Source organism: Christiangramia crocea (assembly GCF_022410465.1).
GTDB classification, from domain to species: domain Bacteria; phylum Bacteroidota; class Bacteroidia; order Flavobacteriales; family Flavobacteriaceae; genus Christiangramia; species Christiangramia crocea.
In genome coordinates this window covers 38708-58705 of the sequence record NZ_JAJSON010000023.1, presented here as the reverse complement: position 1 = coordinate 58705, position 19998 = coordinate 38708, and the positions used below count along the sequence as shown (strand labels likewise).

The 19998-nt window shown below is 40.6% G+C and carries 18 protein-coding genes; all 18 read left to right on the top strand.

Annotated elements, in window-relative coordinates; all coding sequences use genetic code 11:
* Positions 1-116 precede the first annotated feature (116 nt).
* Positions 117-842 carry a hypothetical protein gene (locus tag LU635_RS10710; protein ID WP_240099032.1) on the top strand — a complete coding sequence of 242 codons (726 nt, stop codon included), beginning with the start codon at positions 117-119 and terminating at the stop codon, positions 840-842.
* Positions 843-903: 61 nt separating this feature from the next.
* A complete protein-coding gene (locus LU635_RS10705; protein WP_240099030.1) occupies positions 904-1644 on the top strand; it encodes a hypothetical protein in 741 nt (246 codons plus the stop codon).
* Between the two features lie 92 nt (positions 1645-1736).
* A complete protein-coding gene (locus LU635_RS10700; protein WP_240099028.1) occupies positions 1737-2543 on the top strand; it encodes a sensor histidine kinase in 807 nt (268 codons plus the stop codon).
* Positions 2518-3150, top strand: coding sequence for a response regulator (locus LU635_RS10695; RefSeq protein ID WP_240099026.1), 633 nt, complete (start codon positions 2518-2520; stop codon positions 3148-3150). Before LU635_RS10700 ends, LU635_RS10695 begins: the two co-directional genes overlap by 26 nt.
* 81 nt (positions 3151-3231) lie before the next feature.
* Positions 3232-4755 (top strand): carbon-nitrogen hydrolase family protein, encoded by a 1524-nt coding sequence (locus LU635_RS10690; protein ID WP_240099024.1) that lies wholly within the window; start codon positions 3232-3234, stop codon positions 4753-4755.
* A gap of 374 nt (positions 4756-5129) precedes the next feature.
* The gene (ilvD, locus tag LU635_RS10685; protein WP_240099022.1) at positions 5130-6803 is read left to right on the top strand and encodes a dihydroxy-acid dehydratase; all 1674 of its coding nucleotides are present in this window, start codon (positions 5130-5132) and stop codon (positions 6801-6803) included.
* Positions 6804-6814: 11 nt separating this feature from the next.
* Positions 6815-8551: a biosynthetic-type acetolactate synthase large subunit gene (gene ilvB, locus LU635_RS10680; protein WP_240099020.1), complete on the top strand. Its 1737-nt coding sequence runs from the start codon at positions 6815-6817 to the stop codon at positions 8549-8551.
* Positions 8551-9087, top strand: coding sequence for an acetolactate synthase small subunit (gene ilvN, locus LU635_RS10675; RefSeq protein ID WP_240099018.1), 537 nt, complete (start codon positions 8551-8553; stop codon positions 9085-9087). The genes ilvB and ilvN overlap by 1 nt, the downstream gene beginning before the upstream one ends.
* A gap of 2 nt (positions 9088-9089) precedes the next feature.
* On the top strand, positions 9090-10565 hold the full coding sequence (gene ilvC, locus LU635_RS10670) for a ketol-acid reductoisomerase (RefSeq protein WP_240099016.1): 1476 nt from the start codon (positions 9090-9092) through the stop codon (positions 10563-10565).
* On the top strand, positions 10566-11840 hold the full coding sequence (ilvA, locus tag LU635_RS10665) for a threonine ammonia-lyase IlvA (RefSeq protein WP_240099014.1): 1275 nt from the start codon (positions 10566-10568) through the stop codon (positions 11838-11840). It abuts the gene before it with no gap.
* A gap of 332 nt (positions 11841-12172) precedes the next feature.
* A complete protein-coding gene (locus LU635_RS10660) occupies positions 12173-12814 on the top strand; it encodes a GNAT family N-acetyltransferase (RefSeq protein ID WP_240099002.1) in 642 nt (213 codons plus the stop codon).
* A gap of 110 nt (positions 12815-12924) precedes the next feature.
* Complete coding sequence (locus LU635_RS10655) at positions 12925-14112, top strand: argininosuccinate synthase (protein WP_240099000.1); 1188 nt, start codon at positions 12925-12927, stop codon at positions 14110-14112.
* On the top strand, positions 14109-15074 hold the full coding sequence (argC, locus tag LU635_RS10650) for an N-acetyl-gamma-glutamyl-phosphate reductase (RefSeq protein WP_240098998.1): 966 nt from the start codon (positions 14109-14111) through the stop codon (positions 15072-15074). The genes LU635_RS10655 and argC overlap by 4 nt, the downstream gene beginning before the upstream one ends.
* 95 nt (positions 15075-15169) lie before the next feature.
* On the top strand, positions 15170-15964 hold the full coding sequence (gene proC / locus LU635_RS10645) for a pyrroline-5-carboxylate reductase (RefSeq protein WP_240098996.1): 795 nt from the start codon (positions 15170-15172) through the stop codon (positions 15962-15964).
* A 2-nt stretch (positions 15965-15966) separates the two neighbouring features.
* Positions 15967-17103 (top strand): aspartate aminotransferase family protein, encoded by a 1137-nt coding sequence (locus LU635_RS10640; protein WP_240098994.1) that lies wholly within the window; start codon positions 15967-15969, stop codon positions 17101-17103.
* A gap of 43 nt (positions 17104-17146) precedes the next feature.
* Complete coding sequence (locus LU635_RS10635; protein ID WP_240098992.1) at positions 17147-18091, top strand: N-acetylornithine carbamoyltransferase; 945 nt, start codon at positions 17147-17149, stop codon at positions 18089-18091.
* A 10-nt stretch (positions 18092-18101) separates the two neighbouring features.
* Positions 18102-18878, top strand: a complete 777-nt coding sequence (argB, locus tag LU635_RS10630; protein WP_240098990.1) for an acetylglutamate kinase — start codon at positions 18102-18104, stop codon at positions 18876-18878.
* Entirely contained in the window at positions 18878-19945 is a 1068-nt protein-coding gene (locus LU635_RS10625) for a M20 family metallo-hydrolase (protein ID WP_240098988.1), read from the top strand. The genes argB and LU635_RS10625 overlap by 1 nt, the downstream gene beginning before the upstream one ends.
* Positions 19946-19998 lie beyond the last annotated feature (53 nt).

Genomic DNA, 19998 nt, shown 5'->3' with positions numbered 1-19998 from the left:
TCAAATGTAGGCAGGATAGGAATACTCATCAAGGGGATAATTCCCCTTTTTACAAATGCTTTTTATGAATTAACTTATTTTCAGTCTAATTTTGAAGAACCACTGATTCTTTTAAAATGATTGAGTTTTTCCAGGAAACCAAATTGTTTATACATTTTATATTCGAGTTACTGGCAGCAGTTGCCGGGACTCTCTATTGGAAGAAATCTCCATACATCGCTCCGGAATTAAAACTTTTTATATTCTACCTTTTTTACATAGTCCTTGTTGAATTTTACGCCTTCATTCCAATCTATGCCTGGGTTAATGACTACGAGGTCCTGGGTTTTTATAAAGATTCTGTTTTTAGAAGAAATGTCTGGATAGGGAACTTTAACCAGATTATTTATGCTTTATGTTTTTCGCAGCTATTCATTCGTAACCTTAGTAATGCCAGAATAAGAAGAAACCTGAATCTTATTCTCATAATTCTTATTATTGGGAGCATCATCCGCTTTATAACCTCAGGAGAGTTTTTTTATTCAGCAGACCTGTATGTTCGCACCTTGCTGACATTTTTTGTACTGGTCTGTATAGGCTACTTTTATTTTGAGCTTTTAAAATCCGACAGGGTGCTTCATTTTCACAGAGGTATTAAATTTTTTATATCTGTAGGATTGATATTGTGGAGTCTGTGTGTACTTCCTTTAGATATTTATGATGATTTCTTCAGTCTTGAGAATCCCTATTTCATGAAGGTAGATACTGTGGTAATGAGATATGCCAATGTATTTTTATATTCCATGTATATTGTGGGTTTTTATGTGGATTATAGAAATAAGTGTATTAGAGAAAGGCTGTAAGCTAATTATATATTAATGCTTATTAAATTACAGGTATATTTCTTTGCCTGCTTATTGATTAATGAATTTCTGGGATTATTTTTTTGAAAGCAAGTTGTATATAGGTTATGCCGCTGAATTTATTGCGGCTATCTCTGGTTCTATTTATTTGTTGAAATACCCACACACCCCAAAATCGTATCGCCTCTTTGTTTATTTTTTATGGCTGGTGGTCTGGGTGGAAATCCTGGGATTATATCCCCTTATCGCCTATGTAACCGATTATAAGGTTTTTGGTTTTACTGAAGGCTCAAGCTTTGAACGGAACTGGTGGTTGTATAATATATTCAAGATCGTTCAGTATTATTTTTATTACAGCTTCTTCAGGATGCAACTTCAGTCCAAAAGAAAACGTAGGATAATTAAACATGTCACTGCCTTCTATGCAGTTTCAGCTATTATAAGCATATTTGTCCTGGAAGGTTTTTTTAAGTCTATTTCAGCCTATATTTATATTGTTGGTGCCTTTGGATTATTAATATGCACAGGCATCTATCTAATGGAGTTGCTGAATAGTTCCAGGATACTTGATTCTTTCGGAGAGCTTCCTTTTTATATGGCGGCAGGCTTAATGATCTGGACCCTTACCGTCATGCCATTATTTATATACTCTACTTACGTTAATTCAGAAAACCCGGCTTTTGTATCTGTTTACTATGGAACTCTGAGACTGGCAAACCTTATTTTATATTTGCTATTTGCCCTGGCTTTCTATATAGATTACAGGTCTTTGAAATTAAAAGGAATGATTGATAAGAAGTAAAGTTTACTATTTGAAAGAAAATCGAAGATAATCAGCCTTTTAAAATAATTGCCCGATTTTATGTATACTTGTTAGACTAATCAGCCAATACTATGCTTCGTAAGGAGGAGATCTTACTTATAGTTTATTTTATACTTGTCATACTATTCCTGGCAGGCTTTACCGTTTTATTCTTTATTACCTACCAAAGGCGGAAGAATAAGATCCTAAAGGAGAAATATGAAGCTGAGCAAAAATTCAGGGCAGAGCTTTCCAATGCCAGGCTCGAGATACAGGAAGCCACCCTTAAGAATGTGAGCTGGGAACTGCACGATAATATTGGTCAGCTGCTTTCTATTGCCAAGATGCAAATCAACCTTTTAACCAAGTCCGTGGTAGAAGAGAATCAGGATGCATTCAAAGAAGTACGTAAACTTGTTGCCGATTCGCTGGCTGAAGTAAGGGCTCTATCTCGTTCTCTTAATAATGAAGTGATAGATTATAAAGGCCTGGAAGGTTCGGTAGAAAACGAAATGGAACGATTTAACAGGCTGGGTGTTCTGGATGCCAGGCTTAAAGTAAAAGGGAATTCCTGTAAAATAAAACAGGAAGATGCCATTATCCTGTTCAGGATATTGCAGGAATTTTTTTCCAATGTGATCAAATATGCCGATGCTTCAAAACTTAAGGTCACCTTTGAATATACACCAGATTATCTTCAGATCAAGGCTAGTGACGACGGGAGGGGTTTTGATGTTGAACATCAGGATGCAGGCTCAGGACTTCTTAATATGCAAAGCAGGGCAGAGATGATCAATACCGATTTTAACCTGAATTCTTCGATTGGTAAAGGAACTTCGCTATCTTTACGGTACCCAACCAAGATTAAAAACAATGGACAAGACGATAATAATCGTTGACGATCATAAGCTTTTTGCACAATCACTTCAGATCCTGGTGAATTCCTTTGAAGGTTTCAAGGTTATTGACTGTTTCAAGAATGGCGAGGAGCTCGTGAAATACATAGAAGATGGTAATCCGCTTCCGGATATCATTCTGCTCGACATGAGAATGCCCGTGATGGACGGGATGGATACTATGGCATGGCTAAAGGAGAATAAACCAGATCAGAAAGTTTTGACCCTTACGGTAGACCAGGAAGATGAGACCATTATTAAAATGCTCAGGCTTGGCTGTCGGGGTTATCTTCTAAAGGATATTGAGCCGGAGGAGTTTGAATATGCGCTTAACGCAATAGAGAGAAATGGATATTATTCAAACCAGACCATCTCAGACGCTTTAAGCCACGAAGAAAGAAAAAAGAAATACGAAGAGCTTACCGAAAGGGAACTTGAATTCCTGAATCATGCCTGTAGTGAACTCACCTATAAACAGGTTGCTGAAGAAATGTTTCTTAGTCCCAAGACCGTTGATAATTACAGGGAAAGCCTCTTTGGAAAGCTGGGAGTAAAAAGCAGGGTAGGACTGGTGATGTTCGCCATTAAGGAAGGTATCTATAAGATCTAGGCTTTTTTCTGATCATTTTAACAACTCCCGTTTACGTGAAATCACTTTGCGCCTTATCTTCGTATACTAAATTTTGATGATTTGCTCGACTCCGCTAAAATAGAACTCCGGAACTTACGTGTTAAGGATTACGAAGAACTAAAGGTTTCCATGATAAAGAGTTATCATGCGATGCCCCATGAATACTGGACTAAAGGTGAGATTAAAACTCTTATCAATAAATTTCCGGAAGGTCAGTTATGCATAGTCATAGATAATAAGATTGCAGGCTGTGCCCTGTCAATCATAGTAGATTATGATAAGTTTGATGATAATCATACCTATGACGAGATCCTTGGAGGCGAGAATTTTTCCACTCATACTAAGAACGGAAATGTTTTGTATGGTATTGATGTATTTATACATCCAGAATACAGGGGTATGCGGCTGGGAAGACGTCTCTACGAAGCCCGAAAGGAGCTATGTGAGCATCTTAACCTGAAAGCTATCGTATTTGGAGGGAGAATTCCGAATTATGCCGAGTATGCAGATGAGTTGACGCCTAAAAAGTATATCGAAAAGGTAAAGCTTCAGGAGATACATGATCCGGTTCTTTCTTTTCAGCTATCCAATGATTTTCACGTAAAGAAGGTCATTAAGGGTTATCTGTCTGGTGATTATGAAAGTAAGGAATTTGCCACTTTGATGGAATGGAATAATATCTATTATACCAAATCTCAAAAACTGGTCAATACAACCAAGACAGTTGTAAGACTCGGACTCGTCCAATGGCAGATGCGTCTTTTTAAGGATTATGAAGCCCTGGTATCCCAGATAGAGTTCTTCGTAGACGCGGTGAGCAATTATCAGAGTGATTTTATCATGTTTCCCGAATTATTCAATGCGCCACTCATGGCCCAGTTCAATCATCTAACCGAACCGGAGGCGATAAGGGGGCTTTCAGATTATACAGAACGTTTGCTCGAGACTTTTAGGGAGTTCGCCATCAATTATAATATCAATATCATCACCGGAAGTATGCCGTTTCCTGAAGGAGAGCATATGTATAATGTAGGATTTTTGTGCAGAAGAGACGGTAGTTATGAACGGTATGAAAAACTTCATATTACCCCTGCTGAAGAGACCGCCTGGGGAATGAAGGGTGGCAATAAACTGGAAACCTTTGATACCGATTGTGGCAAGATTGGTGTTTTGATCTGTTATGATATTGAGTTTCCAGAAGTAGCCAGAATTCTGGCGGAAGAAGGAATGAATATCCTGTTTGTACCATTCATGACCGATACACAAAATGGTTATTCACGGGTGAAGATCTGCGCACAGGCCAGGGCAGTGGAGAATGAGTGTTATGTGGCGATAGCCGGGTCAGTAGGAAATTTGCCTAAAGTGGATAATATGGATATACAGTACGCCCAGAGCGCTGTGTTAACCCCTTCAGATTTTGCCTTTCCTGTGAACGGAATTAAGGCCGAAGCTACTCCCAACACTGAGAGTACCTTACTTGTTGATGTGGACCTGGATCTTTTGAAAGAGCTTCATAATTATGGAAGCGTACGAAATAAAAAAGACCGTAGAAAAGATCTATACTCTCTGAAGCGCAAGAAGTAATTCCGAAGGAAGCGACGGAATCTTTTCTTGTCATGTCAAATTTCCTATTTTTAAAAGCCTTTCCTGCATTTTTATCATATCGATAGTTATTCTGTTAATTGTTGATAAAAAAGGATTTTAAAGCTTTTGGATTAAATCATTATGAAAAAGTGGCTTTAGTATATAATCAATTTTGAAAAGTCTTTAGTGCTACTTCACTTTCTCAAAAAACCTTCAGCTATCGTAACAAGAAACGGTTTAAGTAACTGTAAATCAACAAGTTGAAATTTTAATTTCTTTTTTGAAAGTAATTTGAGTCATGTATGCGGTGAAGTGCAGCAATCTTAAGACGGTAATTTTAATCTATTATAAGGAATATAAAGGAAAATCAATTAATGAATAATAAGTATAGCAGCACCCTGACTCAAAGCGATTCGCAACCTGCTTCGCAGGCCATGTTACACGCGATTGGTCTTACAGATGAAGATTTTAAAAAACCATTTGTGGGAATTGCCAGTACAGGATACGAAGGCAATCCCTGTAATATGCATTTGAATGATCTGGCAAAGGAAGTTAAAGAAGGAACACTTTCGGCAGACCTTGTTGGTTTGATATTCAATACCATTGGGGTTAGTGACGGAATTTCAATGGGAACTCCGGGAATGAGGTTTTCGCTTCCTTCACGGGATATTATTGCCGATTCAATGGAAACCGTGGTGAATGCCATGGCTTATGATGGTCTTATCACCGTTGTGGGATGCGATAAGAATATGCCTGGAGCCCTTATGGCCATGCTTCGTATCAATCGCCCGGCAATACTTGTATATGGAGGTACCATAGCTTCTGGTTGCCATAATGGAAAGAAACTGGATGTGGTCTCGGCTTTTGAGGCCTGGGGAGCAAAGGTTTCGGGAGAAATGCCCGAAGAAGAATATAAGCAGGTGATACGTAAAGCCTGTCCCGGGGCAGGAGCCTGTGGTGGGATGTATACGGCAAATACCATGGCTTCGGCAATTGAAGCACTGGGGATGAGTTTGCCTTATAATTCATCAAATCCGGCAGTAGGCCCTGAAAAAAAAGAGGAAAGTAAAAAAGCAGGTGAAGCGATAAAGCTTCTTCTGGAAAAAGATATAAAACCAAGGGATATCGTAAACAAGAAGTCTCTTGAAAACGCTATTCGTTTGCTTACGGTCCTGGGAGGTTCAACAAATGCTGTGCTGCATTTTCTGGCTATTGCCAAGGCTGCCAAAGTGGATTTTGGTCTGGCTGAATTTGAAAAGATATGCGACAGCACCCCATTTCTGGCAGACTTAAAACCCAGTGGGAAGTATGCTATGGAGGATGTACACCGAATTGGTGGAATCCCGGCGGTATTAAAATATATGTTGAAAAATGACATGCTGAATGGGGATTGCCTAACCGTTACCGGAAAGACCCTGGCAGAAAACCTGGCTGAAGTACCAGATATGGAGGATGGTCAGGATGTGATCCATGACTTGGATAAACCTATAAAGAAATCAGGTCATATCAGGATTCTATATGGTAATCTGGCAGAAGAAGGTTCTGTCGCAAAGATCACCGGGAAGGAAGGTCTGGAATTTACAGGGAAAGCTAAAGTATTCAATAGTGAATTTGAGGCTAATGACGGAATTTCGGCCGGAAAAGTGAAAAAGGGAGATGTTGTTGTAATTCGTTATGAAGGTCCCAAAGGAGGCCCGGGAATGCCTGAGATGCTTAAGCCAACCTCTGCCATCATGGGAGCCGGATTAGGCAAGGAGGTCGCCCTGATTACCGATGGAAGGTTTTCAGGCGGGACACATGGTTTTGTGGTTGGTCATATTACTCCGGAAGCTCAGGAAGGTGGGCTAATTGGATTGCTGGAAGATGGAGATGAAATAGTGATCAATGCTAAAGCGAATACGCTGGATGTTAAACTTTCAGCCGAAGAGATCGAAAAAAGAAGAAAGAACTGGAAAGCACCTGCGTTAAAAGCCGATGGCGGGGTGCTATATAAATACGCAAGAACGGTTTCTTCAGCCTCCAACGGCTGTGTGACCGACGAATTTTAATACGGTGAATTATGGAAGAAGTAAAAACAGCAAGTTTTGGAAAGGTAACCACTAAGGAAACTACCACTGTTTCAGGAGCTGAAGCGGTGATCAAATGTTTGCTTGAGGAAGGTGTGGACACTATCTACGGTTACCCTGGCGGAGCGATCATGCCGGTTTATGATGAATTGTTTAAATATCAGGGAAAAATTCACCATGTGCTTACCAGGCATGAACAGGGCGCAACGCATGCCGCCCAGGGTTATGCAAGGGTAAGTGGAAAAGTAGGAGTCGCCGTGGCTACTTCGGGTCCGGGCGCGACCAATCTGGTCACCGGTATTGCCGATGCCCAGATAGATTCTACTCCCATGGTCTGTATCACAGGTCAGGTGGGATCACATTTACTGGGGAGCGACGCTTTTCAGGAAACCGATATTGTAGGTATTTCTACCCCTATTACGAAATGGAATTACCAGATCACCAAGGCTTCTGAAATTCCCGAAGTGATGGCTAAAGCCTTTTATATTGCCCGTTCAGGAAGACCGGGCCCCGTGCTGGTGGATATTACAAAAGACGCACAGTTCGCTTCGCTTGACTTTGAATATAAGAAATGCTCCGGAATACGCAGTTATAAACCCGTACCTGAACTAAATCTTCTTCAGGTTGAACGAGCCGCAGAGATTATCAATAAGGCCAAAAAACCTTTTATAGTCTTTGGTCAGGGAGTTATTCTGGGTGGTGCCGAAGACCTGCTGAAAGAAGTGGTTGAAAAGACTGGTATCCCGGCAGCCTGGACCATTCTGGGACTTTCTGCACTGCCAACCGATCATCCTTTGAATGTTGGAATGGTAGGAATGCACGGCAATTATGGGCCAAACATGCTCACGAACGAATGTGATGTTCTTATCGCTATTGGGATGCGATTCGATGACCGTGTTACCGGAAATCTGGAGCAATATGCCAAACAGGCTAAAGTGATACATTTTGAGATAGATCCTGCCGAGGTGAACAAAAATGTAAAAGCCGATTATCCTGTACTTGGCGATGTAAAAGAATCTTTGAAAGTATTACTTGAATTTTTGAAACCCAGTAAGCATGAGAAATGGCATCAAAAATTCAAGGATATGTATAAAACGGAATACGAAAAGGTCATTAAAGGAAACCTTGACACCAGTAAAGAAAATCTTGGTATGGCAGAAGTCATTCAGGAAATCAATAATTTCTCCAATGGTGATGCGGTGATCGTTTCTGATGTTGGCCAGCACCAGATGAAAGCCTGCCGTTATGGTAAATTCAACAAAACCCGGAGTAATGTGACCTCGGGCGGACTTGGAACCATGGGGTTTGCTCTGCCTGCTGCAATTGGAGCTAAAATGGGAGCTCCTGAGAGAGACGTAGTGGCAGTGATTGGGGATGGAGGTTATCAAATGACCATACAGGAGCTTGGAACCATTTTCCAGACAAAGGTACCCGTAAAGATAGTGGTGCTTAATAATGGATTCCTTGGAATGGTAAGACAGTGGCAGCAGCTTTTCTTTGATAAGCGCTACGCTTCTACCGAAATGATAAACCCGGATTTTGTAACGATTGCAAAGGGCTATCATCTCAAAGCGAAAAAGGTTACTGAAAGAAATGAGTTGAAAGACGCCGTTAAGGAAATGATGGAGAGCAGTGAAGCTTATTTCCTTGAGGTGAAAGTTGAACAGGAAGAAAACGTATTCCCTATGATACCAACGGGCGCAGCGGTTTCAGACATATTATTGGAGTAATGGAAAAGAAAAGTTTTACAGTTTCGATATATACCGAGAATAATCTTGGTTTGCTAAGCAGGATCGCAGCGATCTTTCTTAAAAGACATATAAATATTGAAAGCATCACGGCTTCCCCAAGTGAAGTTACCGAAGTGATGCGATTTACAATAATCGTAGAGGTTACAGAGGACCAGATCAAGAAGATCATTGGTCAGCTCGAAAAGCAGATTGAAGTGATCAGGGCATTCTATCATACCGATGAGGAGACTATCTATCAGGAAACGGCTTTATATAAGATCAAATCTGAAGAATTTCTGGATGATCATAATATCCAGGATTTTATAAAAGAAACAAATGCCCGTATCGTGACCGTTACAAAGAGCTTTTTTGTCATTGAAAAGACCGGAAAGCGAAGCGAGGTAGACCAGTTATATGAAACCTTAAAACCTTATGGGCTTATGCAGTTCGTTAGATCTGGAACCATTGCGGTAACTAAAAATGAAATGCCAATATCAGGAATCTTAGAAAAATTTAATACTACAAATTCAATATAATCATGACCAATTACTTTAACAGCCTTCCGTTACGAGAACAACTGGCCCAACTTGGAACCTGCAGGTTTATGGACCTCGACGAGTTCAGTGAAGGAGTGACTGCTTTAAAAGATAAAAAAATTGTTATCGTGGGCTGTGGTGCCCAGGGACTTAACCAGGGATTAAACATGAGAGACAGTGGTCTCGATATTTCTTACGCCCTTCGTGAAGGAGCTATCAAGGAAAAAAGACAGTCCTGGAAAAATGCAACTGAAAATAAATTTAATGTCGGGACTTATGAGGAACTTATTCCTCAGGCCGATCTTGTGATCAACCTTACGCCCGATAAACAACACACCCCGGTAATTAAGGCAATTGCACCTCATATTAAAGAAGGAGCGGTACTTTCTTATTCCCACGGATTCAATATCGTGGAAGAAGGAATGAAGATACGTGAGGATATAACAGTTATCATGGTAGCTCCAAAATGTCCGGGTTCTGAAGTTCGTGAGGAATACAAAAGAGGCTTTGGAGTTCCAACGCTTATTGCGGTACATCCTGAGAATGATCCACAAGGAATTGGGCTTGAATGGGCCAAGGCGTATGCATATGCTACCGGTGGCCACAGAGCAGGGGTTCTGGAATCTTCTTTCGTGGCTGAGGTGAAATCTGATCTTATGGGAGAGCAGACCATCCTTTGTGGGGTTCTTCAAACAGGATCGATCCTTACGTTCGATAAAATGGTGGCCGATGGAGTGGATGCTTCATACGCAGCTAAGCTCATCCAGTATGGTTGGGAAACCATCACAGAAGCTTTGAAGCATGGCGGTATTACCAATATGATGGACAGGCTTTCCAATCCGGCGAAATTAAGGGCCAACGAGATAGCAGAAGATCTTAAAGGACAGATGCGTCCGCTTTTTCAGAAGCATATGGATGATATTATTTCCGGAGCTTTTAGTAGCAGAATGATGAAAGACTGGGCGAATGATGATAAGGAATTACTGACCTGGAGAGCTGAAACCGAGAATACCGCTTTTGAAAAAACAGAGGCCACTTCCGAAGAAATTAAGGAGCAGGAATATTTTGATAAAGGCGTATTACTTGTGGCCTTCGTAAAATCTGGGGTGGAGCTTGCTTTTGAAACTATGGTAGAAGCAGGTATTATAGAAGATTCGGCTTATTATGAATCACTGCACGAGACTCCGCTTATCGCTAATACCATTGCAAGAAAGAAATTATACGAAATGAACCGGGTGATCTCAGATACCGCCGAATATGGATGTTATCTTTTTGATCATGCTGCAAAACCGCTTATCAAAGATTATGTAAATGGTCTTGAACCTGAAGTGGCAGGAAAATCATTCGGAACAGGATACACGGGAGTGGATAATCAGGAATTGATTGCAGTAAATGACAATTTAAGGAATCATCCTGTAGAAAAGGTAGGAGCCAGATTGAGAAAGGCAATGACCGCAATGAAGAAAATATACGAATAAATGAATATGTTGCTGGAAAAAGATAGAAAATATAAACCAACACTTGAAGCTGTAAAAGAAGCTGCTGAAAGGATCTCGAAGGTGGTGCTAAAGACTCCCCTGGCAGCTTCTTTCACTTATAGCAAACGTTATGAGGCCAGTATTCTTTTAAAAAGGGAAGATCTTCAACAGGTGCGTTCCTATAAGATTAGAGGCGCTTATAACAAGATATCCAGTCTTCCTGAAGATCAGCTAAAAAAAGGGGTTATCTGTGCAAGTGCCGGTAACCATGCGCAGGGAGTGGCTTTTGCCTGTAACAAACTGCATACTAAAGGTGTTATTTATATGCCTATCACTACTCCGCGACAAAAGGTACAGCAAACTCAGATGTTTGGTGGTGAATGGGTAGAAGTGATCCTTAAAGGAGACACTTTTGATGATTCCTTTAAGAACGCCATGAAGCATAAGGAGAAATTCGGACTGGTTTTTATACATCCTTTTGATGATGAAAAGGTTATCGAAGGCCAGGCTACTATAGGACTGGAGATTCTGGAGCAAGCCGATTCTCCAATAGATTATGTTTTCGCCCCACTGGGAGGTGGAGGTTTGCTGGCCGGTATTTCTACAGTTTTTAAAAGACTTTCTCCGAATACGAAAATAATTGGGGTTGAACCATCTGGCGCACCATCCATGACTTCTTCATTGAAAGAGGGCAAAGTGGTAGAACTCTCCGAAATCGAAAGATTTGTGGATGGCGCCGCGGTTCAAAAAGTGGGGAACCGCAATTTTGAGATATGTAAAGAGAATCTTGATGATATGATCTGCATCCCCGAAGGTAAGATCTGTCAGACCATACTTGACCTATACAATCAGGATGCTATTGTGGTAGAACCCGCAGGCGCCATGGCGATCTCAGCATTAGATAGTTATGCCGAAGAGATAAAGGGTAAGAATGTGGTTTGTATAGTAAGCGGAAGTAACAATGATATTACCCGAACCGCAGAAATTAAAGAAAGAGCCTTGCTCTATGCAGGGATCAAGCATTATTTTATAGTGAGTTTTCCTCAACGAGCTGGAGCCCTGAAAGAATTTGTGGCAAAGGTTCTTGGGCCTAATGATGATATTACCCATTTCGAATATTCCAAAAAGCACCACAGGGAGAACGGTCCGGCAGTAGTGGGTATTGAGTTAAATGATCCTGCCGATTTTGGACCCCTGGTAGAACGCATGAAAAAGAAGAACTTTTATGGGGAATATCTGAATGATAAGCCAAATTTATTTCAATTTTTAGTTTAATAATTTAGTGTGAAACAAAATATTATGTACATTTACCACGTGAAAACATTCAGACAAATAATATTACCCTCTTTTCATTTCAGGCCCCGCTGCAGCTAAGCGCTGGCCCTGACTCTTCAGTATTAATATTATTTGATTTTTTCCATTTTGAAACACTTTAAAAGCATAGAATTTAAATTATATATCAGGATTTTTTCTGACATATCTCCTATGCCCCGCTTTTTCCCGCGCCGCACGTAAGTGCGTGTGTATATTTATGGAACTTAGGTGAGTCCGGTTCCCCTTTCAAAAGACAAAATCAAAACAATTTTTCAACCTTAATTTCTTAGCAGATGAGAATTATCATTGCTAATAAATCTCATGCTTCTTACGCAGAGATCATTTGTAAAAACATAGAAGAATCGGCCAAAGTACGTGGTACTGGTATTGCCCGAAGAACTCCTGAATATATTATCGATAAGATGGAGAAAGGGAATGCCATAATCGCCCTGGACGGGGAAAAATTTGCAGGTTTTTGCTATATCGAAACCTGGAGTCACGAAAAATATGTGGCAAATTCCGGACTTATCGTACATCCCGATTACAGAAAACAGGGACTTGCAAAAGATATTAAACAGGTGATCTTTGATCATTCAAGAAAGAAATATCCGCATGCAAAGATCTTTGGTATCACTACCGGACTGGCCGTAATGAAGATCAATTACGAACTGGGATATCAGCCTGTGACTTTTTCCGAATTAACAGATGATGAAAGTTTCTGGAAAGGCTGCCAGACCTGTAAGAACTATGATGTGCTTACAAGAACCGAACATAAAATGTGCCTTTGTACCGGTATGTTATATGATCCGGAAAAGAAGGCTGAAGCTAAGAAGAAGAATAATAAGGTGAGTAAATTTAATGATAAAGCGTTTCAAAGGCTGAAACATATAAAACAAACCCTTTTCTATAAAAAGGAAAAGGCTGAAAAAGAATAATAAAGGTCGTCATCCTGAACTTGTTTGACTTCGTCGAATCATAGATTTCAGGATCTCTGGAGAAGCTGAAATAAATTCAGCTTGACAAAATTGGATTAAAGAAGTTATAAATGAAAAAAGTAGTAATAGCATATAGCGGTGGGTTAGATACTTCTTACTGTGCAAAATATTTATCGAAAGAGGAAAATTTTGAAGTTCATGCGGTAAGCGTGAACACCGGTGGTTTTTCAGAAGAAGAAGTTGAAAATATAGGTTCTAATGCCAAAAAGATAGGTGCCGCAACATATAAGAACATCGATGCAGTTTCTTCATTTTATGATAAAGTGGTTAAATATCTCATTTATGGGAATGTACTTAAGAATGATACTTATCCGCTTTCGGTTAGTGCGGAACGGATAGTTCAGGCCATCGAGATCGTTAATTATGCAAAGGAGATTGGAGCTGAATATATCGCTCATGGAAGTACCGGAGCGGGAAATGATCAGGTAAGATTCGATATGATCTTCCAGACCATTGCACCTAAGATCAAGATCATTACTCCTATAAGGGACAAACAGTTAAGCCGACAAGAGGAGATCGATTATCTTAAGGCTAATGGTGTGGATATGAACTGGGAAAAGGCAAAGTATTCAGTGAATAAAGGGCTTTGGGGAACCAGTGTTGGAGGTGCCGAGACCCTGACATCTGAAAAGCCATTGCCCGAAGAAGCATATCCGTCACAACTAAAAGAAAAAGATCCAAAACAGATAAGTCTTAGTTTTACTAAAGGTGAGCTTACTGGTGTGAATGGTAAAATGAATGATCCCGAGAAGAATATTCAGATACTTGAAGAGATCGCAAATAAGTATGCCATAGGAAGGGATATTCATGTGGGAGATACGATTATTGGAATAAAGGGAAGGGTAGGTTTTGAGGCTGCCGCGGCCCTTATTACGATCAAATCCCATCATCTTCTTGAAAAACATACATTGAGCAAATGGCAACTACAGCATAAGGATTATATAGCGAACTGGTATGGAACTCATTTACATGAAGGGCTTTATCTGGATCCTGTAATGAGAGATCTTGAAGCATTCCTGGAAAGTTCCCAGGAGCAGGTGAGTGGAGAAGTGTTCGTAACACTTCATCCATACAGGTTCACTCTGGACGGGATAAAATCTCAATACGATCTTATGAATTCCGGGTTTGGAAAATATGGCGAAGAGAACAAAGCCTGGACTGCTGATGATGCTAAAGGATTTATCAAGATCCTTTCCAATTCAGGGAAAATATATCAACACGTAAAAGAGGAAGCATGATCGAAGCAGGAATAATAGGAGGAGCAGGTTATACTGCAGGGGAACTTATCAGGATCCTGCTAAGGCATCCCGAAGTGAATCTGAATTTTGTTTACAGCACTTCCCAGCCAGGGAAACCTGTAGCTCAGGTTCATCAGGATCTGCTGGGAGAAACCGATCTGAAATTCAGCGGAGAGATCAATAAGGAAGCCGATGTGGTATTTCTTTGCCTTGGACATGGGAACTCCAAAAAGTTTCTGGCGGAAAATCAGTTTTCTGAAAACACTAAAATTGTTGATCTGAGTACCGATTTCAGAATGGCTGCAAATGACCATTCCTTTGTATACGGATTACCTGAATTTCATAAAGAAAAGATAAGCAACGCAGATTATATCGCTAATCCCGGTTGTTTTGCAACGGCCATCAGCTTAGCTGTTCTTCCATTGGCTCAGAAAAACCTGTTGAAAGATGAGTTGCATATCAATGCGGTGACCGGAGCGACGGGGGCAGGAACCTCATTATCAAGTACAACGCATTTTACGTGGAGAGATAACAACTTTTCGGCTTATAAGTCTTTTGAACATCAGCATCTTAATGAGATAGGACAGAGTTTAAAGATGTTACAGGAGGATTATAGTGCAGATGTGAACTTTATTCCAAACAGAGGTAATTTTTCAAGGGGAATTCATGCAACGGCATATACCAGTTTTTCAGGTAGCCCGGAAGATGCTCAGAAGATCTATAATGAAGCTTATTCAGATGCAGCCTTCACTTTTGTGGTAGATGAGGACCTGCATTTAAAACAGGTGGTGAATACAAATAAATGTTTAATAAAGCTGCAGAAGTTTGGAAACAAATTGCTGGTAACAAGTATCATTGATAACCTTTTGAAAGGAGCGTCGGGACAGGCGGTTCAGAATATGAACCTCATGTTTGGCCTGGACGAAAAGTTAGGACTGGACTTAAAAGCCAGTTATTTTTAAGTCACTTCGAGGAGAGTCGAGAGATCTGTGATTTCTCAGTCCCTTTACTCCTTCGGAATGACAAGTAAAACTAATTGACCAAAAAATAGAATAAAATGAAAATAGCAATTCTGGGTGCCGGTAATCTGGGCCTTTCCATAGCGAAAGGACTCATCTTTAGCAATGCTTATACAAGTTTGTATCTCACCAAGAGAAAGACTGAAGATATTGCCGATTACGAGGAATATTCCAAGGTTAAGGTGACTTCAGATAACCTTGAAGCGGTGAGGAATTCTGATATTCTGATCTTTTCAGTTCAGCCAACACAACTGGAGCGAATTCTGAAGGAGATTAAGGACGAACTAACAGATAAGCATGTTCTTATTTCCACGGTTACAGGATTTAAAATCCCGAGAATGGAAAATATCGTAGGAGAGGATCATTTTATCATTCGTTCCATGCCTAATACTGCGATTGCTGTAGGAAAATCAATGACCTGCCTTTGCAGTAACGAAAAAGGAAAGAAACGCATAGGCATTGCAGAGGCTATTTTCAACAGGTTAGGTACAAGTATCATTATTGATGAAAACAAAATGCAGGCTGCGACGGTAATATGTGCCAGTGGAGTGGCATTCTGGATGCGTCTCATACGCGCTACGACCCAGGGAGCTGTACAACTCGGGTTTGACGCGAAAGACGCTCAGGAACTCTCTATGCAAACCTGTCTGGGGGCAGCAAGTCTTCTAATCGAATCTGGCCGGCACCCGGAAGAGGAAATAGATAAAGTGACCACTCCACGCGGCTGTACCATAGAAGGACTAAATGAAATGGAACATAACGGTCTGAGTTCATCATTAATTAAAGGAATTCAGGCTTCATTTAAAAAAATCAATAATATTTCAGATCAGTAATTATGGATCTATTTGATGTATATCCGCTATATGATATTACCCCGGTAAAAGGAGAGGGTTCTTATGTTTATGATAAAGATGGCAATAAATACCTCGATCTTTACGGAGGACATGCTGTGATCTCCATAGGGCATTCACACCCTGCATATGTTAATGCACTCACTAAGCAGTTAAGGGAGATCGGCTTTTATTCCAATTCGGTAAAAAATCCTTTACAGCAGGAACTGGCAAGTAAACTGGAAAAAGTTTCCGGAATAAATGATTATAGCCTTTTCTTATGCAATTCGGGAGCTGAAGCAAATGAAAACGCCTTGAAATTAGCCTCCTTCCATACCGGAAAGGACAGGGTGATCTATTTCGAAAAGGCCTTTCATGGCAGGACTTCCGGCGTGGTAGCCGTGACAGATAATGAAGCGATAAAATCTCCGTTTAATACTGGACATAAGGCTACTAAAGTTGGATTTGGTGATGCTGAAGCCTTAGAGGAGGAGCTAAAGAAAGACGATGTTGCTGCAGTGATCTTTGAAGTTGTTCAGGGAGTGGGCGGACTTGATGAAGGCACCACAGAATTTTATTTGAAAGCAGCTGAATTGTGCAAGAGCCATAATACGATTCTTATAGCCGATGAGGTTCAGGCTGGTTATGGTAGAACAGGCGATTTCTTCGCATTCCAGAAACACGGGATAAGACCGGATATTATTTCTATTGCAAAAGGGATGGGGAATGGTTTTCCTGTTGGAGGAATACTTATCGATAATGCTATTGAACCAAAATACGGAATGCTGGGAACCACCTTTGGTGGAAATCATCTTGCCTGCGCTGCCGGTATTGCGGTTCTGGAAATCATTGAAAAGGAAAAGCTTATTGAGAACTCAAAAAGCCTTTTCGAGTATGTTAAGGAAAGAGCGGAGGAGATCCCTCAAATAAAGAATTTGAAAGGAAGAGGTTTGATGATAGGTCTTGAATTCGATTTTGAGGTTGCCGAATTGAGAAAGGATCTTCTTTTTAGACATCAGATCTTCACCGGAGCAGCCAGTAATAAGAAGTTACTGCGAATACTTCCACCATTGAATATTAAAAAAGAACAATTTGATACTTTTTTCAAGGCATTGAAAATTGCCCTGAAGAATTACTCATAAATAGAACAAGTTCAGCTTGACAAATTAGAGATAGAAAGAAGAGATGAAGAATTACATCACATTATCAGATATAGAAAGTTTAGATGAATTGATTAATGAAGCCCTTCAGCTAAAGAAGGAGAATAGCGTTCCTACCCTTGGAAAAGGAAAGACCCTTGGGATGTTGTTTTTCAATCCGAGTCTGCGTACGCGCTTAAGTACCGAGAAAGCTGCAAAACTCCTTGGGATGGAAGTGATATCGATGAATGTGGATAAAGATGGTTGGGCTCTGGAATTTGAAGATGGTGCGGTGATGGATTCAAACAAGGCAGAACATATCAAGGAAGCGGCAGCTGTGCTTTCTCAATACTGTGATATTATAGCTGTGAGGGCCTTTCCCGGACTGGAAGATAAAGAGAAGGATGAAGCTGAAACGGTGCTTAATAGTTTTAAGAAATACGCTTCAGTTCCTGTGATCAACCTGGAGAGTGCGACGGGTCATCCCCTGCAGGCTTTAACCGATGCAATTACCATAACTGAAACTAAAGATAAAGACAGGCCGAAAGTAGTGCTTACCTGGGCTCCGCATCCTAAAGCCCTGCCTCAATCGGTGCCTAATTCATTCGTTGAAGTTATGCAAAAGATGAATGTGGACCTGGTAATCGCGAATCCAGTGGGATATGACCTTAATCCCGAAATAACAAAGAAGACCGCGGTGACCCATAATCAGGCGGAAGCTTTAAAGGATGCCGATTTTGTATATGTAAAGAGCTGGAGCAGTTATGAGCAGTATGGAAAAGTACTGAAAACTGACAGGGAGTGGACTCTTACAAAAGATAAACTCGGGAATTCAAACAGTCCTAAAGTGATGCATTGCCTTCCGGTGAGAAGGAATGTTGTTATTGCCGATGAGGTTCTGGATAGCCAGGACTCTCTAGTCATTCAGCAGGCTGGAAACAGGACCTATGCCGCACAGGCTGTACTGAAAAGGTTGCTGGAAAGTAAATGATTAAAGAAATATGAAATCAGTACTGAAAATAGTAAAAACCGGAGGTAAGTTAATTGAAGACAAAGCCAGGTTTCAGGAATTTTTAAAAGATTTTTCTGCTATGGAGGGGCCTAAGGTCCTGGTTCATGGAGGAGGAAATTTCGCGACTGAAGTTGCTACAAAACTCGGATATGAAACAAAAATGCTTGATGGCCGAAGGATCACCGATGCCAATTCCATGCAGGTTATAACCATGGTATACGCCGGTCTCATAAGCAAGAATATTGTGGCCGGTCTTCAAAAACTGGGAAGCAATGCCGTAGGGCTTTGCGGTGCCGATGGGAAAAGTGTCATTTCGAGGAAACGTCCTGTGAAGGAAGTGGATTACGGCTTTGTGGGGGATATTGAAGAGATAAATGTAGCTTTTATAAGCTCACTTTTAGAGCAGGATATTATCCCTGTTTTTTCGGCTATATCATACAGCGAGGAGGGGGAGATCCTTAATACCAATGCCGATTCCATTGCCGCTGAAATTTCAAAGGCCATGAGCCGGGAATATGAAACCGAATTATATTACTGTTTTGAAAAGAAAGGTGTACTGGCTGATGCCCAGGATGATGATTCGGTTATAGAGGTTCTGGATAAAGAAAAGTATCAGGAACTGGTCGAAAAAAAGATTATTAGCGATGGGATGTTGCCAAAACTGCATAACTGTTTTCAGGCACTTGAAAATGGAGTTTCCACAATATACCTGGGAGATTCAGGATTACTTCAAAAGAATTCAATTCATACAAAAATCGTAGAATAATGCAGATCTCAGACTTACAGAAGGAAGCTATTGATTTACTTAAAAACCTGATAGAAACAGAGTCGTTTTCCGGAAAGGAGGATAACACAGCAGAACTCCTGGAAAACTGGTTTAAGAGAAAGAACATTCCTTTTTTCAGACATCTTAACAATGTATGGGCTGTAAACAAACATTTCGATAAGTCTAAACCAACTTTACTTTTAAATTCACATCACGATACGGTTCAGCCAAATTCGGCTTATACAAGAAACCCTTTTCAGGCTGCAGTAGAGGATGGAAAATTATTTGGTTTAGGAAGTAATGATGCGGGAGGCTGTCTTGTTTCTCTTCTGGCAACATTTACATACTTTTTTGATTCTGAAGACCTGAATTATAACCTTATTTTTGCAGGCTCAGCAGAGGAGGAGATCAATGGTAAAAATGGGATTGCCAGTCTATTGCCGATGATGCCGAAAATAGATGTAGCCATTGTTGGAGAACCTACTTTAATGGATCTTGCAATAGCCGAAAAAGGTCTCGTGGTCTTTGATGCGGTAGTAAAGGGAACGCCATCTCATGCCGCGCATCCCAATAATAATAATGCCATCTATAAAACGGCTAAAGTACTTGAATGGTTTGAGAATTTCAGTTTTGAGAAGAAGTCAGCGGCGCTGGGAGAGGTGAAACTTACGGTAACGCAAATTAATGCAGGAAACCAGCATAATGTGGTGCCGGCAAAGGTGGATTTAGTGATAGATGTCAGGGTAAATGATTGTTTCAGCAATGAGGAAATAAACGATATCCTGCAGGAAAAAGCTCCTGTTGATGAGATAACGCCACGATCATTAAGGCTTAACTCATCTTCTATTCCCAAAGAACATGAGCTGGTGAAAGCGGGAATAGATTTAGGCATGAATACCTATGGTTCGCCGACCCTGTCAGACCAGGCCATGCTGAAATGTCAATCATTAAAATTGGGTCCGGGTGACTCCACCAGGTCACATTCGGCTGACGAATTCATTTATGTAAAGGAAATTGAAGAAGGAATAGAAAAATATATAAAACTGCTTGAAAAGGCGATTAAATAACCGCACTTCGACAGGCTCAGTGCGACAGTTAGGACTCAAATATATCCTGATGG

What these genes read in the sequence shown, in the direction of transcription:
- LU635_RS10710 (WP_240099032.1), top strand. Translation starts at nt 117, where the DNA reads ATGATTGAGTTTTTCCAGGAAACCAAATTGTTTATACATTTTATATTC.
- LU635_RS10705 (WP_240099030.1), top strand. Translation starts at nt 904, where the DNA reads ATGAATTTCTGGGATTATTTTTTTGAAAGCAAGTTGTATATAGGTTAT.
- LU635_RS10700 (WP_240099028.1), top strand. Translation starts at nt 1,737, where the DNA reads ATGCTTCGTAAGGAGGAGATCTTACTTATAGTTTATTTTATACTTGTC.
- LU635_RS10695 (WP_240099026.1), top strand. Translation starts at nt 2,518, where the DNA reads ATGGACAAGACGATAATAATCGTTGACGATCATAAGCTTTTTGCACAA.
- ilvD (WP_240099022.1), top strand. Translation starts at nt 5,130, where the DNA reads ATGAATAATAAGTATAGCAGCACCCTGACTCAAAGCGATTCGCAACCT.
- ilvB (WP_240099020.1), top strand. Translation starts at nt 6,815, where the DNA reads ATGGAAGAAGTAAAAACAGCAAGTTTTGGAAAGGTAACCACTAAGGAA.
- ilvN (WP_240099018.1), top strand. Translation starts at nt 8,551, where the DNA reads ATGGAAAAGAAAAGTTTTACAGTTTCGATATATACCGAGAATAATCTT.
- ilvC (WP_240099016.1), top strand. Translation starts at nt 9,090, where the DNA reads ATGACCAATTACTTTAACAGCCTTCCGTTACGAGAACAACTGGCCCAA.
- ilvA (WP_240099014.1), top strand. Translation starts at nt 10,566, where the DNA reads ATGAATATGTTGCTGGAAAAAGATAGAAAATATAAACCAACACTTGAA.
- LU635_RS10660 (WP_240099002.1), top strand. Translation starts at nt 12,173, where the DNA reads ATGAGAATTATCATTGCTAATAAATCTCATGCTTCTTACGCAGAGATC.
- LU635_RS10655 (WP_240099000.1), top strand. Translation starts at nt 12,925, where the DNA reads ATGAAAAAAGTAGTAATAGCATATAGCGGTGGGTTAGATACTTCTTAC.
- argC (WP_240098998.1), top strand. Translation starts at nt 14,109, where the DNA reads ATGATCGAAGCAGGAATAATAGGAGGAGCAGGTTATACTGCAGGGGAA.
- proC (WP_240098996.1), top strand. Translation starts at nt 15,170, where the DNA reads ATGAAAATAGCAATTCTGGGTGCCGGTAATCTGGGCCTTTCCATAGCG.
- LU635_RS10640 (WP_240098994.1), top strand. Translation starts at nt 15,967, where the DNA reads ATGGATCTATTTGATGTATATCCGCTATATGATATTACCCCGGTAAAA.
- LU635_RS10635 (WP_240098992.1), top strand. Translation starts at nt 17,147, where the DNA reads ATGAAGAATTACATCACATTATCAGATATAGAAAGTTTAGATGAATTG.
- argB (WP_240098990.1), top strand. Translation starts at nt 18,102, where the DNA reads ATGAAATCAGTACTGAAAATAGTAAAAACCGGAGGTAAGTTAATTGAA.
- LU635_RS10625 (WP_240098988.1), top strand. Translation starts at nt 18,878, where the DNA reads ATGCAGATCTCAGACTTACAGAAGGAAGCTATTGATTTACTTAAAAAC.